General features: G+C 63.9%; 16 protein-coding genes and 1 pseudogene (1 of these 17 only partly in view). 11 read left to right on the top strand and 6 right to left on the bottom strand.

Going from position 1 to position 16,027, the window contains the following annotated elements:
* Positions 1-981, bottom strand: partial view of an aspartate aminotransferase family protein gene (locus AACG97_RS03460; RefSeq protein ID WP_009685804.1) — the 5' portion only. It extends 366 nt beyond the left edge of the window; 981 of the gene's 1,347 nt are visible here — the first part of the coding sequence; its start codon is at positions 979-981; the stop codon falls past the left edge of the window.
* 118 nt (positions 982-1,099) lie between these two features.
* Here AACG97_RS03460 and AACG97_RS03455 point away from each other — a divergent pair, with 118 nt between their 5' ends.
* The 5 genes from AACG97_RS03455 to AACG97_RS03435 all read left to right on the top strand — a co-directional run bounded on the left by AACG97_RS03455 (position 1,100) and on the right by AACG97_RS03435 (position 5,405).
* Positions 1,100-2,017, top strand: coding sequence for a LysR family transcriptional regulator (locus tag AACG97_RS03455; RefSeq protein ID WP_009685803.1), 918 nt, complete (start codon positions 1,100-1,102; stop codon positions 2,015-2,017).
* 90 nt (positions 2,018-2,107) lie between these two features.
* On the top strand, positions 2,108-2,770 hold the full coding sequence (locus AACG97_RS03450) for a TetR/AcrR family transcriptional regulator (RefSeq protein ID WP_009685802.1): 663 nt from the start codon (positions 2,108-2,110) through the stop codon (positions 2,768-2,770).
* Between the two features lie 9 nt (positions 2,771-2,779).
* Positions 2,780-3,364, top strand: a complete 585-nt coding sequence (locus tag AACG97_RS03445; RefSeq protein WP_197885306.1) for an IMPACT family protein — start codon at positions 2,780-2,782, stop codon at positions 3,362-3,364.
* Between the two features lie 320 nt (positions 3,365-3,684).
* Positions 3,685-4,371, top strand: coding sequence for an SDR family oxidoreductase (locus tag AACG97_RS03440; protein WP_009685800.1), 687 nt, complete (start codon positions 3,685-3,687; stop codon positions 4,369-4,371).
* 86 nt (positions 4,372-4,457) lie between these two features.
* The gene (locus AACG97_RS03435; RefSeq protein WP_009685799.1) at positions 4,458-5,405 is read left to right on the top strand and encodes an adenosine deaminase; all 948 of its coding nucleotides are present in this window, start codon (positions 4,458-4,460) and stop codon (positions 5,403-5,405) included.
* An 8-nt stretch (positions 5,406-5,413) separates the two neighbouring features.
* Here AACG97_RS03435 and AACG97_RS03430 read toward each other — a convergent pair whose 3' ends face one another.
* Positions 5,414-6,127 carry an ArsR/SmtB family transcription factor gene (locus AACG97_RS03430; protein ID WP_009685798.1) on the bottom strand — a complete coding sequence of 238 codons (714 nt, stop codon included), beginning with the start codon at positions 6,125-6,127 and terminating at the stop codon, positions 5,414-5,416.
* Positions 6,128-6,600: 473 nt separating this feature from the next.
* Here AACG97_RS03430 and AACG97_RS03425 point away from each other — a divergent pair, with 473 nt between their 5' ends.
* The gene (locus tag AACG97_RS03425; protein ID WP_054881239.1) at positions 6,601-6,798 is read left to right on the top strand and encodes a hypothetical protein; all 198 of its coding nucleotides are present in this window, start codon (positions 6,601-6,603) and stop codon (positions 6,796-6,798) included.
* Here AACG97_RS03425 and AACG97_RS03420 read toward each other — a convergent pair.
* Together AACG97_RS03420 and AACG97_RS03415 are read right to left on the bottom strand one after the other, a co-directional pair.
* Positions 6,749-7,930 (bottom strand): multidrug effflux MFS transporter, encoded by a 1,182-nt coding sequence (locus AACG97_RS03420; protein ID WP_009685796.1) that lies wholly within the window; start codon positions 7,928-7,930, stop codon positions 6,749-6,751. The two genes, AACG97_RS03425 and AACG97_RS03420, sit on opposite strands and share 50 nt — an antisense overlap.
* Positions 7,931-8,084: 154 nt before the next feature.
* Positions 8,085-8,282, bottom strand: a complete 198-nt coding sequence (locus AACG97_RS03415; protein WP_009685795.1) for a heavy-metal-associated domain-containing protein — start codon at positions 8,280-8,282, stop codon at positions 8,085-8,087.
* Between the two features lie 144 nt (positions 8,283-8,426).
* Between AACG97_RS03415 and AACG97_RS03410 the strand changes: the two genes are divergently transcribed.
* From AACG97_RS03410 to AACG97_RS27955, 5 genes and pseudogenes are all read left to right on the top strand, one after another.
* Positions 8,427-8,813, top strand: coding sequence for a hypothetical protein (locus tag AACG97_RS03410; protein ID WP_009685794.1), 387 nt, complete (start codon positions 8,427-8,429; stop codon positions 8,811-8,813).
* 52 nt (positions 8,814-8,865) lie between these two features.
* The gene (locus tag AACG97_RS03405; protein ID WP_047149814.1) at positions 8,866-11,265 is read left to right on the top strand and encodes a heavy metal translocating P-type ATPase; all 2,400 of its coding nucleotides are present in this window, start codon (positions 8,866-8,868) and stop codon (positions 11,263-11,265) included.
* On the top strand, positions 11,262-11,672 hold the full coding sequence (gene cueR / locus AACG97_RS03400) for a Cu(I)-responsive transcriptional regulator (RefSeq protein WP_009685791.1): 411 nt from the start codon (positions 11,262-11,264) through the stop codon (positions 11,670-11,672). Before AACG97_RS03405 ends, cueR begins: the two co-directional genes overlap by 4 nt.
* Positions 11,673-11,828: 156 nt before the next feature.
* Positions 11,829-12,914, top strand: a pseudogene (locus AACG97_RS27960) (HAMP domain-containing protein); the annotation flags it as partial.
* A gap of 90 nt (positions 12,915-13,004) precedes the next feature.
* Positions 13,005-13,772, top strand: a complete 768-nt coding sequence (locus tag AACG97_RS27955; RefSeq protein WP_370593767.1) for a methyl-accepting chemotaxis protein — start codon at positions 13,005-13,007, stop codon at positions 13,770-13,772.
* A 73-nt stretch (positions 13,773-13,845) separates the two neighbouring features.
* Here the strand turns inward: AACG97_RS27955 and AACG97_RS03390 are convergent, their stop codons facing one another.
* Complete coding sequence (locus tag AACG97_RS03390; protein ID WP_009685789.1) at positions 13,846-14,625, bottom strand: AraC family transcriptional regulator; 780 nt, start codon at positions 14,623-14,625, stop codon at positions 13,846-13,848.
* A gap of 108 nt (positions 14,626-14,733) precedes the next feature.
* Positions 14,734-16,011, bottom strand: a complete 1,278-nt coding sequence (locus tag AACG97_RS03385) for an acetyl-CoA C-acetyltransferase (RefSeq protein WP_047149813.1) — start codon at positions 16,009-16,011, stop codon at positions 14,734-14,736.
* Positions 16,012-16,027: the final 16 nt, after the last annotated feature.

Raw genomic sequence — 16,027 nt, 5'->3', positions numbered from 1 at the left:
GGTATAACCGTGCGGGAACTCCACGGCGTACTCTGGCGTTGGCTGGTCCATGAAGGTCTGGTAGATCTCGCTGCTGGCAATCACCGCGCCCATCGGAATGGCGCCGTTGGTCACCTGCTTGGCGATGCACATCAGGTCCGGGGTTACGCCGAAGGCCTGCGAGCCGGTCATGGCGCCCATGCGGCCGAAGCCGGTAATCACCTCGTCGAAGATCAGCAGAATGTTGTGCTGGGTGCAGATTTCACGCAGGCGCTTGAGGTAACCCTTAGGCGGCGGCAGCACACCGGCGGAACCGGCCATGGGCTCGACGATCACCGCGGCGATATTGGACGCGTCGTGCAGCTCGATCAGTTTGAGCATTTCTTCGGCAAGGGCGATGCCACCCTCTTCGGGCATGCCTTTGGAGAACGCGTTCACCGGCAATACGGTATGAGGCAGGTGGTCGACATCCAGCAGTTGGCCGAACATCTTGCGGTTGCCATTGACCCCACCCAGGCTGGTGCCGGCGATGTTCACGCCGTGGTAGCCGCGGGCACGGCCGATGATCTTGGTCTTGGTCGCCTGGCCTTTCAGGCGCCAGTAGGCCCGCACCATCTTCAGCGCGGTGTCGGCGCACTCGGAGCCCGAGTTGGTATAGAAGACGTGGTTCAGGTTACCTGGCACCAGGTCGGCGATCTTTTCCGCCAGCTGGAACGACAATGGGTGGCCGAACTGGAACGCCGGGGAGTAATCGAGCGTGCCCAACTGGCGGGTCACCGCGTCGGTGATTTCCTTGCGGGTGTGCCCGGCGCCGCAGGTCCACAGGCCGGAAAGCGCGTCAAAGATCCTGCGCCCCTGGTCATCGACCAGGTGGTTGCCATCGGCCGCCACGATCAGGCGCGGGTCGCGCTGGAAGTTGCGGTTGGCCGTGTACGGCATCCAGTGGGCGTCAAGCTTGAGCTGGCTGGCGATACCCACGGGGGCGGTTTCAGGCATGTTCATCGGCGGTTCCTCGAAAGACGATCAGGCAACGATGGAGGTGGTTGCAGCTAAGTTGGCACGCGGATAGAGTCTGAAAAAGCCTACATTTCTAATCTTCACACAGGCCGCTACTAAACTAATGAGCAGACGCCCCGATCCACTTGCGCAGGTCAGCGACTTCGACATCCGCCTGCTGAAGATCTACCGCAGCGTAGTCGAATGCGGTGGTTTTTCGGCCGCCGAGAACGTGCTGGGCATCGGCCGCTCGGCCATCAGCCAGCAAATGAACGACCTCGAGCAACGCCTGGGGCTGCGCCTGTGCCAGCGCGGCCGCGCCGGTTTCTCGCTGACCGAGGAAGGCCGCGAGGTCTACCATTCAGCCCTGCAACTGCTCAGCGCACTGGAAAGCTTCCGTACCGAGGTCAATGGCCTGCACCAGCATCTGCGCGGCGAGCTGAACATCGGCCTGACCGATAACCTGGTCACCCTGCCGCACATGCGCATCACCCATGCCCTGGCCGAACTCAAGGACCGTGGCCCCGATGTGCGCATCCAGATCCGCATGATCGCGCCCAGCCAGGTCGAACACGGCGTGCTCGACGGCAGCCTGCATGTAGGCGTGGTGCCACAGACCAGCCCGCTTTCGGGCCTGGAATATCAACCGTTGTACAGCGAGCGTTCCTTGCTGTACTGCGCGGTCGGTCACCCACTGTTCTATGCCGACGACCAGCAGATCGACGACGAGCGCCTCAACAGCCAGGAAGCCATCACCCCCACGTTCCGCCTGCCGGCCGAAATCCAGGCGCATTACCAGGCGCTGCACTGCACGGCCAGTGCTTCGGACCGGGAGGGCATGGCGTTTCTCATCCTTACCGGGCGCTACATCGGTTACCTGCCCGACCACTACGCCACGTTCTGGGTCCAGCAGGGCCGCTTGCGGGCACTCAAACCGCGCGAGCGCTTCTACGACCTGAGCCTGAGCTGGGTGACACGCAAAGGCAGGCGACCCAACCTGGTCCTGGAAAGCTTTCTCGACAGCCTGGCTGCGACACGCTGATGCCTGTCTCTGCCGCAAACGCTTGTCACCTTGGCACAGGCAGGTAATCTTGTCCGACAGCCGCAGCCACTGACCCGTACGGAATCGTCCATGACCCTAGAAGTCCCTGCGCATCGCCTATCCGCCTCGGGCAAGCCCGCGGGCCGCATCCGCCAGAAGAACGAACAGGCCATTATCCAGGCCGCCGAAGACGAGTTTGCCCGCCATGGCTTCAAGGGCACCAGCATGAACACCATTGCTCTGAAGGCAGGCTTACCCAAGGCCAACCTGCATTATTACTTCACCAACAAGCTGGGCCTCTACATTGCCGTGCTCAGCAACATCATCGAGCTGTGGGACAGCACCTTCAACGCCCTGAGCGTCGAGGACGACCCCGGTGCAGCACTGAGCCAGTACATTCGCACCAAGATGGAGTTCTCGCGGCGCAACCCCCAGGCATCGCGTATTTTCGCCATGGAAGTGATCAGCGGCGGCACCTGCCTGACCGAGTACTTCAGTGCCGACTACCGCGAATGGTTCCGTGGCCGCGCAGCCGTATTCGAGGCGTGGATGGATGCCGGCAAGATGGACCGGGTAGACCCCGTGCATCTGATATTCCTGCTATGGGGCAGCACCCAGCACTATGCCGATTTCGCCACCCAGATCTGCCAGGTTACCGGCCGTAGCCGCCTGACCAAGCAAGACATGGAAGAAGCGAGCAACAACCTTATCCACATCATTCTCAAGGGCTGCGGCATCAAGCCGGCTGCCTGACCCACATTTATGCCCTCTACCCTGCTCGACCTCTGCGAATACCGCGAGGAAATCCGTAAAAGCCGCTTCATCACCCTGGCCGGGCCGGTCACCAGTGCCGCCGAAGCGATGAGCTTCATCGAACGCCACAGCGACCTGGCCGCCACCCATAACTGCTGGGCCTGGAAGCTCGGCGCGCAGTACCGCAGCAGCGACGACGGCGAACCCGGTGGCACTGCCGGGCGGCCCATCCTGGCCGCGATCGAGGCGCAGGACTGCGATCAGGTCGTGGTGCTGGTGATTCGCTGGTACGGTGGTATCCAGCTGGGTACGGGCGGCCTGGCCAGGGCCTACGGTGGGGGCGCCAACAAATGCCTGCAACAGGCCCCCAAGCGGCTGCTGGTGCAGCGCAGCGAGTTCGCCTGCAGTTGCAGCTTCAGCGAACTGGCAATGGTAAAACTGCGCCTGGCCGAGGTCGATGGGCTGGTGCTCGACGAGCAGTTCACAGCCAATGGCGTGGACCTGTTGATCGCTCTGGGTGAAGCCCACCTCGCAGCGTTGCAGCAGCAACTGGCCGACCTTAGCCGCGGGCGTATACTGCTGCAAGCGCGCTGAATCTGCCCACAACTGCTGTGGGCCTGCCTGTGGATAAGCTTGGGGCATCATGCTGCAAGCCAGAGCAGGCATGGCCTCTAGCGCTTTGATCATTATTTGATCGGTACTACCGGCAGGCTCAAGGCATTGAATGAATTCAGGTTATCCCCAGCCTCACACCCGCCACAACCGGCAGGGTCAGCCCGTGTTTCACACATTAACTGTGGAGCAGCCTGTGGATAACCCGTGCGCCACCGTGCAAAGCCCCCAGCGGCACGGGGTTTACCGCTGCTGCACATTTTTTAACCACCTCCATCCGAAAAACCAACAAGGAGCGCCCCATGGCTGACGCAAAGCACGCACTTATCATCGGCGCCTCGCGCGGGCTCGGCCTGGGCCTGGTGCAACGCCTGCAGGAAGACGGCTGGAGCATTACCGCCACCGTCCGCAACCCTCAGCAGCCCGGAGCCCTGGCAGCTGTGCCTGGTGTGCACATCGAGCAACTGGAAATGAACGACACCGCCCAGCTCGATGGCCTGAAGCAACGCCTGCAAGGCCAGGTATTCGACCTGGTATTCGTCAACGCCGGGGTCATGGGCCCACTGCCGCAAGACCTTGAAAGCGTGCACAAAGACGCCATCGGCGACCTGTTCATGACCAATGCCGTGGCCCCGATTCGCGTCGCCCGCCGCCTGGTCGGCCAAGTTCGCAACGGCAGTGGCGTGCTGGCCTTCATGAGTTCGGTCCTGGGCAGCGTCACTGTCCCCGACGGCGGCGAACTCTGCTTGTACAAAGCCAGCAAGGCGGCGTTGAACTCGATGATCAACAGCTTCGTCGTCGAACAACAACGCCCCGACCTGTGCGTTCTGGCCATGCACCCTGGCTGGGTGAAGACCGACATGGGTGGCGAGCACGCAGAGATCGACGTGCTCACCAGCACCCGCGGCATGCTTGAACAAATCAAGGCGCAAAGCGGTACAGGCGGCCTGCGCTTCATCAATTACAAAGGCGAAACCCTGACCTGGTGATTCATCAGGTCGCAGCCCGGCCGGGCGCAATACCCGGCCAGCCCCTGTAGAATGCCGGCAACCGTACCTGATCGAGATATGCCCTTATGTATGACTGGTTGAACGCCCTGCCCAAGGCGGAGCTGCACCTGCACCTCGAAGGCTCGCTGGAGCCTGAGCTGCTGTTCGCCCTGGCCGAGCGCAACAAGATCGCCCTGCCATGGGCCGATGTGGAAACCCTGCGCGGGGCCTATGCCTTCAACAACCTCCAGGAGTTCCTGGACCTGTATTACCAGGGCGCCGATGTATTGCGCACCGAGCAGGACTTCTATGACCTGACCTGGGCCTACCTGCAGCGCTGCAAGGCGCAGAACGTGATCCATACCGAGCCGTTCTACGACCCGCAAACCCACACCGACCGGGGTATCCCCTTTGAAGTGGTGCTCAACGGTATCAACCAGGCGCTCAAGGATGGCCGCGAGCAGTTGGGCATCAGCAGTGGCCTTATCCTGAGCTTCCTGCGCCACCTGAGTGAAGAGGAGGCACAAAAAACCCTCGACCAGGCGCTGCCCTTCCGCGATGCGTTCATTGCCGTTGGCCTGGACAGCTCGGAAATGGGCCACCCACCCAGCAAGTTCCAGCGTGTATTCGACCGCGCGCGGAGCGAAGGCCTGGTTGCCGTCGCCCACGCTGGCGAAGAAGGCCCGCCCGAGTACATCTGGGAGGCGCTGGACCTGCTGCAGATCAAGCGAATCGACCACGGCGTACGCGCCATCGAAGACGAGCGGCTGATGCAGCGCATCATCGACGAACAGATCCCGTTGACCGTGTGCCCGCTGTCCAACACCAAGCTCTGCGTGTTCGACCACATGAGCCAGCACAACATCCTCGACATGCTCGAGCGTGGCGTGAAGGTCACGGTGAACTCGGACGACCCGGCGTACTTCGGCGGCTACGTCACGGAAAACTTCCACGCCCTGCACACTCACCTGGGCATGACCGAAGACCAGGCCCGCCGCCTGGCCCAGAACAGCCTGGACGCCAGGCTGTCCTGACGCGCGGCTCAACCCACCTGCAAGGTGGCAACGCGGGCTATGCGGTTGATCTGCTGGATGCCCAGCGCCGAGATATGCAATGCCCGCGTGTCCTCGGCCTCGCGCATCCAGCCAGATTGCAGGAACAGCCTGAACAAGGCCTGGCCCAACACGCCCCCCAGGTGCGGTGCCTGGTCGTTCCACTCGGTACAGCGGCAGATCACGCAGCCGCGCTGCTGGTGCGGCGCCAAGGCATCGATGTACACCCCTACCAGGGCCAGCTGCGCCCGCCCTTCATCGCTGACCATCAACAGGCGGCCACTGCCTTCCAGCCAGCCCGCGACCACCATGCGGTGGTATAGCTCACTGGCCAGCTCGCCCCCCAGGTGATCCCCACAGCGACGCGCCCGGCGCAGCGACATGGGCAGCGGTGACACCGGCGCCTTGGCCCGCTCCCCCCTGGCGCTTTCCAGTTGCACGCTGGCCAGCGCCTCTACCGCCGCCCCGACCTGCGGGGTAGCCAGGCGAAAATAGCGTTTGCGGCCACGGGCTTCATGCCTCAGCAGCCCAGCCGATGACAGCAACGACAAGTGCGCGCAAGCCGACGACGAGGTCAGGCCGGTCATCATCGCAAGCTCGTTGGCCAGGCGCGGCGTGCCGTCGATCAATGCCCACAACATGGCACTGCGCTTGGGGTCGGCCATCAGGCTGGCGATCTGGCTGATACTGCTGACTGCGTTCATGTCCCTGTAACTCCCTGCAAGTTCACTGTGTGGATGCGATGGCCAACCCTGGCAGGGAAGCACCTCTCGCTGGCACTGGCCTGGATCGCCAGTATAAGCCGCAGAAATGCTCAATCTGGCAGCCCCACAACGCCCAGTCCTCGTCGAAAAGCCAGTGGGTATACCTACCCATTGCAAGTCGGGAACAGGACCGATGCGACCGGCGAAAACCCTGCGCCTAGGCATTTCGGCCGGTTGCGGCAGGCGCTCGTAAACTCAGCAGGAAAAAAACCTTCGGCACGTTCGGACGTAGCCGACAGCCAGGTACTACAAGTAGCGCAAACTAAAGCGAACGTTCCCCCGGACTTGCAGGCATTGCGGCGCAACCGGCAAACACCCAATCAGGCACCGCCAGTCAGGCCAACGGGCCAGCGCATGGCAGACGTGAGCAGTAGCGCTAAACTGATGCCGCTCCCTTCTGGAGGTAAGCCGCGATGAAAATTGTCGTCAGCGCTTCGCGCCGAAACCCCGCCTGCCCTTGGCAGGTGAAGCTCGATCAGCATGTGATCGGTTTCCGCAGCGAGGCCGAGGCACGGGCCTTTGTCGCCACGCTGGAAACCCGCCTGCGCGCCCCGCACCCGCTCAAGCGCGAACCCTGGCCTGCAAACGGCGGGTCAGTAGCGCGGCACTGACTGCCAATACACCGCAAAGGCAGATCACCAGGGCCATCGGCAAGGCACTGCCATCGTGCAGCAGCCCCACCAGCGCCGCTGCGCCCGCCGCCACGCTGAACTGGACACAACCCATCAGCGCCGAGGCACTGCCGGCACGCGCGCCCTGGCCGCTCATGGCGCAAGCCGAGGCATTGGGGATGATGCAACCGAGGCTGGCAATGCAGGTGAACAACGGCACCAGCAGCGGCCACAACGCGGTCGGCCGCAACGCCGCCACCCCGAGCAGCGCCAGCCCGGCCCCCAGGTACAGCCACACGGCACGGGCCAGCAGGAAGGCCGGCCCACGCTTGGCCAGCAAGCGGGCGTTCACCTGCGCCACCAGGATAAAGCCCGCTGCGTTGGCACCAAACAGCCAGCCATAGTGCTCGGCTGGCACGCCGTACAGCTTGATGAACACGAAAGGTGAACCGGCGATGTAGGCGAACATGCCGGCAATGGCGATACCGCCCGTCACCGCATGGCCGAGGAACACCCGGTCTGCCAGCAGGCGCAGGTACTGGCGCAAAGCGCCGGACAAGGGCTGGCGCGGCATGTCCTCAGGCATGCTCTCCGGCAATCCCAGGCTTACCGCCAACAGGCAAGCGGCACTGAACAGGCCCAGGGTAAGGAAAATCGATTGCCAGCCGGCCACATTCACCAGCACCCCACCCAGCATCGGCGCCAGGATCGGGGCCAGGCCCATGACCAGCATCAACTGCGAGAACACCTTGGCCGAGGCGACCGGGTCGCACTTGTCGCTGACGATGGCCCGCGACAGCACCATGCCCGCACAACCGCCAAGGGCCTGGACGAAGCGTGCCAGCACCAGGGTGTCGAGGTTGGGGGCATAGGCACAGGCCAGCGACGCCAGGGTGAACACGGTCACGCCAAACATCAGCGGTTTGCGCCGGCCAAAACGGTCAGCCACTGGGCCGTAAGCCAACTGGCCGATGGACAAGCCAAGGAAATAGGCGGCCAATGTGGCCTGGACGTGTTTTTCGTCGGTGGCGAACGCCTGCGCCATGGCCGGGAAGGCCGGCAGGTAGAAGTCGATCGCCAAGGGCCCGAACGCACTGAGTGCGCCCAGGATGAGCAACATTCGCAGGTTCATCAGGAATCCATAGCAGGCTAAGCAAGTAGATGATTCTACCTGCTGTCGCCCCTAGGAATGTGAAAACATTTGCAACAAACCTAGGCCCTGTCGCGATGGGCCGCACAGCGGCACCATCGTCAGGGCCTCAACCCAAAACCCGGGTCGACACCTGTTACCCCACCTCAGCCTGATACCCTTCCTCGCGGATGGCCGCCAGAACCTGCTCCTGCACCAACTCACTCTGCACCCGCACCTGCTTGGCCGCCAGGTCGACTTCTACCTTGGCGGACGCATCCAGCTGCTGCACTGCCCGCGTCACGGCCTTTACACAGTGGCCACAGGTCATGCCTTGTACATTGAACACTTGCATAGGGTTGCCTCCTTCAGGTTTTCCACGAGTTTCAAGCTTGCCATCAGGGCAAGGTCAAGTGCCGCGTGGAACAGCTGGGGTGGAAATCCGCACGCGCGTCGGCCAAGCTGCGCCTTTGACGATCAGCCAAGCAGGAGATTTTTCATGTTCAGGGCAGCATTGGGCGTCGTCGGGTTGGTCAGCGCACTGGCTGTGGTGCCACCGGCCAGCGCAGAGGACAACTCGGCCTACAGCGTACTGATCATTTCCCGGGAGCGCCTGGAAGTGGCTACCAGCTGTGAAATCGGGGTGTACCTCAATGATCAGCTTTCCGGGCGGGTGTTTCAGGAGCAGTCCACCTCGTTCAACCTGCCGCCTGGCCCGGTCGATGTGCGCCTGCGCCGGTTGCCTGGGCAAACCTCGGGTTGCGCGCCAGGCATCGAGGACCAACGCAGCACACGTTTGAACCTGCAGGCGGGCCAGATCAACAAATATCGCATCACCATGGGTCAATATGGGCTGGAATTGAAGCGCGCCGATCTAGGCTATTGACCTTCCCCGCATGGCAAGGTTGATGCTGGAGCCCTGTCCAAGGAGGAGAGCCATGCCCGCATCCACCACCTATGACCTGCCGATCTCCGGCATGACCTGCGCCAGCTGTGCTGGCCGGGTCGAGCGCGCATTGCGCAAGGTCAGCGGCGCTGAACACGTCAGCGTCAACCTCACCACTGAAAAAGCCCGTGTCCAGGCCCCGGCCGACCGCCTGCCAGCCTTGGTCGATGCGGTACGCGAAGCCGGCTACGGCGTGCCCACGCGCACGCTGGAACTGCAGATCGGCGGCATGACCTGCGCCAGTTGCGTGGGCCGCGTGGAGCGGGCCCTTGGCAAAGTGCCCGGAGTGGAGCGGGTGAGTGTCAACCTGGCCAATGAACGTGCCCACCTTGAAGTGCTGGCCGCCCTCGACGACAACCTGCTGATCGAAACAGTACACAAGGCCGGCTACAGCGCCAGCGTGCCGCAAGCCGCCATAGACGAGCAGGCCACCGCCCAGCGCCGCCTGCGTAACGAACGCCTGGCAGTGGCTGCAGCATTGCTGCTGGCGCTGCCTTTGGTGCTGCCCATGCTGGTGCAGCCATTCGGCCTGCACTGGATGCTGCCCGCCTGGGCGCAATTCCTGCTGGCCACCCCTGTGCAGTTCATTCTCGGCGCCCGCTTTTATATCGCCGCCTGGAAAGCCGTGCGTGCCGGCGCCGGCAACATGGACCTGCTGGTTGCCCTGGGGACCAGCGCCGGTTACGGCCTGAGCCTCTACGAATGGGCCCAGCCCCCCGCCGGCATGGCCCCGCACCTGTACTTCGAGGCCTCGGCGGTGGTGATCGCCCTGGTGCTGCTGGGCAAGTACCTGGAAAGCCGTGCCAAACGCCAGACCGCCAGCGCCATTCGCGCGCTCGAGGCACTGCGCCCGGAGCGCGCAGTGCGCGTGGTTGGCGACCGGGAAGAAGATGTGGCGATCGCCCAGCTGCGCCTGGGCGACCTGGTGCTGGTCAAGCCCGGCGAGCGCTTTCCGGTCGATGGCGTGGTCGAGGATGGCAGCAGCCATGCCGATGAAGCCCTGATCAGCGGCGAGAGCCTGCCAGTGCCCAAACAACCCGGCGACAGCGTCACCGGTGGCGCCATCAATGGCGAAGGCCGGTTGCTGGTACGTACCGAAGCCCTGGGCACCGAGACCGTGCTGGCGCGCATCATCCGCCTGGTGGAAGACGCGCAGGCCGCCAAGGCGCCGATCCAGAAGCTGGTCGACCGGGTCAGCCAGGTATTCGTCCCCGCCGTGCTGGTACTGGCGCTGCTGACCCTGCTCGGCTGGTGGCTGGCTGGCGCGGCGCTGGAAACCGCCCTGATCAACGCCGTGGCCGTGCTGGTCATCGCCTGCCCTTGCGCCCTTGGCCTGGCCACACCCGCAGCGATCATGGCCGGTACCGGCGTCGCCGCCCGCCACGGCATCCTCATCAAGGATGCCGAGGCGCTGGAGCGCGCGCATGCGGTGAACCGTGTGGTGTTCGACAAGACCGGTACCCTGACCTCGGGCAGCCCGCGGGTAGTCCACAGCAAGGCCCTGGTCGGCGACAGCGCCAGCCTGCATCGCCTGGCCGGCGCCCTGCAACGGGGCAGTGAACACCCGTTGGCCAAGGCGGTGCTGCAGGCCTGCACCGAGCAAGGCCTGCAGGTACCCAGCGTCAGCGACAGCCAGTCGCTCACCGGGCGCGGCATTGCCGGGCGTGTCGAAGGCCGTGAGCTGGCACTGGGCAACCGCCGCCTGCTCGATGAAAGCGGGCTGCAGCCCGGCGGCCTGGCCGACAAGGCACGCGCCTGGGAAGCCGAGGGGCGTACCCTGTCGTGGCTGATCGAACGCGGTCAGCAAACACAGGTGCTGGGCCTGTTCGCCTTTGGTGACAGCCTCAAGCCCGGGGCCGCCGAGGCCATCGACACCCTGCATGCGCAGCACATCAGCAGCCATCTGCTGACTGGCGATAACCGGGGTAGCGCCAAGGTGGTCGCCGAAGCCTTGGGCATCGACGATGTGCACGCCGAAGTGCTGCCGGCCGACAAGGCCGCAACTGTGGCGGCCCTCAAGCAGGCTGGCGTGGTCGCCATGGTCGGCGACGGCATAAACGACGCGCCGGCGTTGGCCGCCGCCGACATCGGCATCGCCATGGGGGGTGGCACCGACGTGGCGATGCAGGCAGCCGGCATCACCTTGATGCGCGGCGACCCGCGGCTGGTGCCCGCTGCCCTGGAAATCAGCCGCAAGACCTACGCCAAGATCCGCCAGAACCTGTTCTGGGCATTCATCTACAACCTGATCGGTATCCCGCTGGCTGCACTGGGCTACCTCAACCCGGTACTGGCGGGCGCCGCCATGGCCTTGTCCAGCGTCAGCGTGGTCAGCAACGCGCTGTGGCTGAAAGCCTGGAAACCCGCCCGCGCCCCCCAGGAGGCAAAATGAACATTGGCCAGGCCGCCCGCCGCAGCGGGCTCAGCACCAAGATGATCCGTTACTACGAATCCATCGGCCTGCTCAAGCCGGCCACGCGCAGCGACAATGGCTACCGCCTGTACCGGGACGAGGACTTGCACAGCCTGGCGTTCATCAAGCGCTCACGCGACCTGGGGTTTTCCCTGGAAGAAGTGGGCAAGCTGCTGACGCTGTGGCAAGACCGCCAGCGGGCCAGCGCCGATGTGAAGGCATTGGCGATGCAGCATATCGATGAACTGAACCGGCGCATCGAGGAACTGGTCAGCCTGCGCAACACCCTTGGCGAGCTGGTATCCCACTGCCAAGGGGACGACCGCCCGGACTGCCCGATCCTCAGCGACCTAGCCAATGGCACCGCTGGCAACTGCTGCCACTAGCGCTTGGTATGCCAAAAGCGTCCATTCACGACCGAATAGTCACCAATCACGACTTTATCCAATAAATACGGGCGCTTCGGCTACATAAAACCCGGCTGCTGCCGATGCACTGGTTACCTGCCTCGTGTGTCGACTAAAACAATTCCGGGAGCGTCGATGAGCATCAAACAGAAACTGACCTGGGCATTCGCGGTCATCGCCGGTTTGCCCATCGTGCTGGTGGCCACCCTGGTGGTCCTTAACCTGCGTGGCGAAGCCCGCGATGGATTCCTTGACGGCAGCAGCCGGGAAATCCGCCAGGTCAGCAACGCGATGAACATCTTCTTCCAGGGCATCAACCAGAACGTCGAGTACCTGGCCGCGCAACCGATGGTGGCCGCCACAGGCAGCAACCTGAACAAGTTCCTGAGTGCCAACCCGTCCTACGAGCTGGGCGATCAGGACAAGCAAGTGCTGGACTTCTTCACCCGCCTGGCAGATTCGCACCCCAACTATGCCTACGTGTCCTACGGCGTCAATGACGGCGGTTACATCGGCTGGCCAGCCGGGCAGAAGTTCGTCAACTACGACCCACGCACACGGCCGTGGTACCAATTGGCCATGGCCAACCCGGGCAAGACCGTGCGCACCGGCGCCTATTACTGGGCTGCCGATGACGCGGTGCTCATCAGTACCGTGCGCACGGTAGCCAACCAGTTGGGCAACCCCGGCGGTGTGGTCAACATCGACGTTTCGCTCAAAGGCCTGACCGAGATCGTCAAGCAGATCAAGCTGGGCGAGAGCGGCTTCCTGATGCTGGTGGAAAGCAACGGCAACGTGATGGTCGACCCACGCGACGCCAGCCACAACTTCAAGCAACTGGCCAGTTTTGGCGACGGCTATGCCGAGTTGGCCAAGGCCGGCAAGGGCCTGGTCGAAGTCGAGCTCAATGGTGTGCGCTACATGGCCAACGTCTACCCCGACGAGCGCCTGGGCTGGACCTTCATCGGCCTGATCGAGCAAGGCGAAGTGATGCAGACCACTACCCGCCTGACCTGGCTGATCGGCGTGGTCGCCTTGGTCCTGGCCGCCCTGTTCGCCGTGGTCGGCGCCGCCTTCGCCAAACTGATCGTGCGCCCGATCAACAGCGTCACCAACGGACTGGAAGACATTGCCCAGGGTGAGGGCGACCTGACCCGCAGCCTGGAAATTCGCGGCCGCGACGAAACCGCCCAGCTGGCCAACTGGTTCAACCAGTTCCTCGGTGCCATTCGCAGCCTGATCCAGCATATAGGTGCGGCGGCCAGCAAGATCCTCAGCACCTCGCACAGCTCGACCCAGGTGTCCAGCAACATGGCCGAAGCGGCCGGCCGCCAGCGCGAGGCCGTGGACATGGTGTCCACCGCCTTCCACGAGATGGTTGCCACCGCCAACGAAGTGGCGCGCTCGTGCAGCCAGGCGGCCCAGTCTGCGGACAGCGGCCAGCAACAGGCCCGTGAAGGTCAGCAGCAGATCGATGCGGCGGTCCACAGCGTTGACCGCCTGAGCCAGGAAATCGAGCAGTCGGCGCAGTCGATCCAGCAACTGGAGCGTGACAGCAATGCCATCCAGTCGATCCTCGGCACCATTCGCTCGATTGCCGAGCAGACCAACCTGCTGGCCCTGAACGCCGCCATCGAGGCCGCGCGGGCCGGCGAGCAAGGCCGTGGCTTTGCCGTGGTAGCCGATGAAGTGCGGGCGCTGGCCAAGCGCACGGCCGACTCCACCGCAGAAATCGACGGTTTGCTGGGCAACCTGGCCAACCGCACCTCCGAGGTGGCTGCACAGATGCACGCCAGCCTGGAAGTTTCGCAGCAGTCGGTCAGCCGTATCGGCCTGGCCCGCGACAGTTTCGGGCAGATCCGCGAGTCGGTGGACGTGATCCGTGACATGAACACGCAGATTGCAACCGCAGCCGAGGAACAGCACCAGGTAGCCGAAGATATCAACCGCCACATCAGCCAGATTCATGGGGATGCGCAGTTGGTGGCCGAATTGGCCCAGGCAGCACGCCAGGATTCGGAAAGCCTGGCCGGGTTGTCCAATGAACTGGACGTACTGGTGCGCAGGTTCCGCACCTGACAAGGCGCCGGTGCAGGCCGCCCCGTACCGGGGCGGCTTCAGCTACACATAGGCCAGCACCGGCAACCCCTGGTCAGAGCCTCAACTCCCCCGGCGTTGCCCCAAACAGCTGCTTGAACGCCGCAATGTACGCGGAAGTGGAATCATACCCACAACCCAGCGCCGCCTCGGTCACGCTCTCCCCCGCCTCCAGCAAGGCCAGCGACGACAGCAAGCGCATGCGCTGGCGCCAGTTGCGAAAGCTCAAGCCGGTTTCACGCTGGAACAGGCGCATCAGCGTTTTTTCGGAACACCCCAGCTGCCGCGCCCATTGCTGCAAGGTCTGCGCCTGGTCGGGTGCGGCGATCAAGCCATTGCACAGCGCCAGCAAACCCGGGTGGCGCGGCAACGGCAAGGAAAAGCCGACTTCCGGCAGGGTTCGTAACTGGTCGAGCAGCACCGCCACCAGCCGCGCCTGAGCACTATCGCCCTCAGGGTAATCGGCTGGGTACAGGCAGAACTGCTTGATCAACTCACGCGCCAGCGGCGTCACCTCCAATACCCGACACTGCGGGGCAGCCCAGGGGCAGGCGTCCCGGCGTACATACAGGCTGCGCATCTCGGCCTGCATCGAGGTCACCACCGCATGCTCGGCGTCAGCCGGGATCCACACCCCCCACTGCGGTGGCGCAAAGTAGCTGCCTGCGTCGGTGTAAACACCCAGCACGCCGCTGATAGCGTAGGAGAACTGTACCCAGTCGTGCTGGTGGCGTGTGGTCCAGGAACCGGCGCCCAGGCTTTCGGCACGTGCGTACAGTGGCCTGGGCAACTGCTTGAGTTCAGGAATGGGACGGGGTTGTCCGATGATCGGCATGGCGGCTTCTGTTAGTGCTGACCAGACAAGCCTAACAGTTACGATCAACGCCTGCGGGATATCTGCCGCCTGCCGCGCGGGCATGCCTGCCAAACAGACGGCGGTTCTTCACCGCTCGACGATGACCGTGACCCCTTGCCCGCCCGCCGCACAAATGGAAATCAAGCCGCGCCCCTTCCCTGCCGTTGCCAGCAATTTCGCCAGGTTGGCCAGTATTCGCCCGCCGGTCGCGGCAAACGGGTGCCCGGCAGCCAGCGAACTGCCCTTGACGTTGAGCTTGCTGCGGTCGATGGCCCCCAACGGCGCATCCAGCCCCAGCCGCTCACGGCAGTACCCAGCGTCTTCCCAGGCCTTGAGCGTACACAACACCTGGGCCGCAAAGGCTTCGTGGATTTCGTAGTAGTCAAAGTCCTGCAAGGTCAGGCCATTGCGTGCCAGCAAGCGTGGCACTGCATACGCCGGTGCCATCAGCAGCCCCTCGCGGCCAGTGACGAAGTCCACTGCTGCGGTTTCACCATCGACCAGGTAGGCCAGCACCGGTAACCCCTGTTGCGCGGCCCACTCTTCACTGGCCAGCAGCACCAGCGACGCACCATCGGTCAAGGGCGTGGAATTGCCTGCCGTCAACGTACCCTGGCCACTGCGGTCGAAGGCCGGCTTGAGCTTGGCCAACTGCTCCAGTGTCAGGTCCGCGCGCAGGTTGTTGTCGCGCATCAGCGACAGAAATGGTGTCAGCAGGTCATCGTGCCAACCTTCGGCATAGGCAGCCGCCAGCCGCTGGTGGCTGAGCAACGCCAACTCGTCCTGGGCAGCCCGGCCAATCTTCCAGGCCTGGGCCATGCGTTCGCAATGCTCGCCCATCGACAACCCGGTGCGCGGCTCGCCGTTGCGTGGCAACTCAGGGCGCAGATGGTGCGGGCGCAACTGCAGAAAAGGCTTGAGCCGTTCGCCCAGGTTTTTGCCACGGTTGGCCTGCAGCAGGATATGACGCAGGCCTTCGTTGACCGCAATCGGCGCATCCGACGTGGTGTCCACGCCACCGGCAATGCCGCTGTCGATCTGCCCCAGCGCAATCTTGTTGGCCACCAGCAGCGCCGCCTCCAGGCCGGTGCCGCAAGCTTGCTGGAGGTCGTAGGCAGGGGTTTGCGGCGAAAGCCGCGAACCCAGCACACATTCGCGGGTCAGGTTCATGTCGCGGGACTGCTTGAGCACCGCGCCAGCGACCACCTCACCCAAGCGCAGCCCATGCAGGCGATAGCGCTCGATCAGCCCTTCGAGGGCCGCGGTCAGCATCGCCTGGTTGCTGGCGGTGGCGTAGGCCCCATTGGAGCGGGCAAAGGGAATTCGGTTGCCGCCCAAGATCGCGACCCGGCGAAGTGAACGCATATGCCTGTTCCTCCTG

The organism is Pseudomonas sp. Nvir (assembly GCF_963778085.1).
GTDB lineage: Bacteria > Pseudomonadota > Gammaproteobacteria > Pseudomonadales > Pseudomonadaceae > Aquipseudomonas > Aquipseudomonas juntendi.
This window is presented reverse-complemented; position numbering and strand designations above follow the sequence as displayed.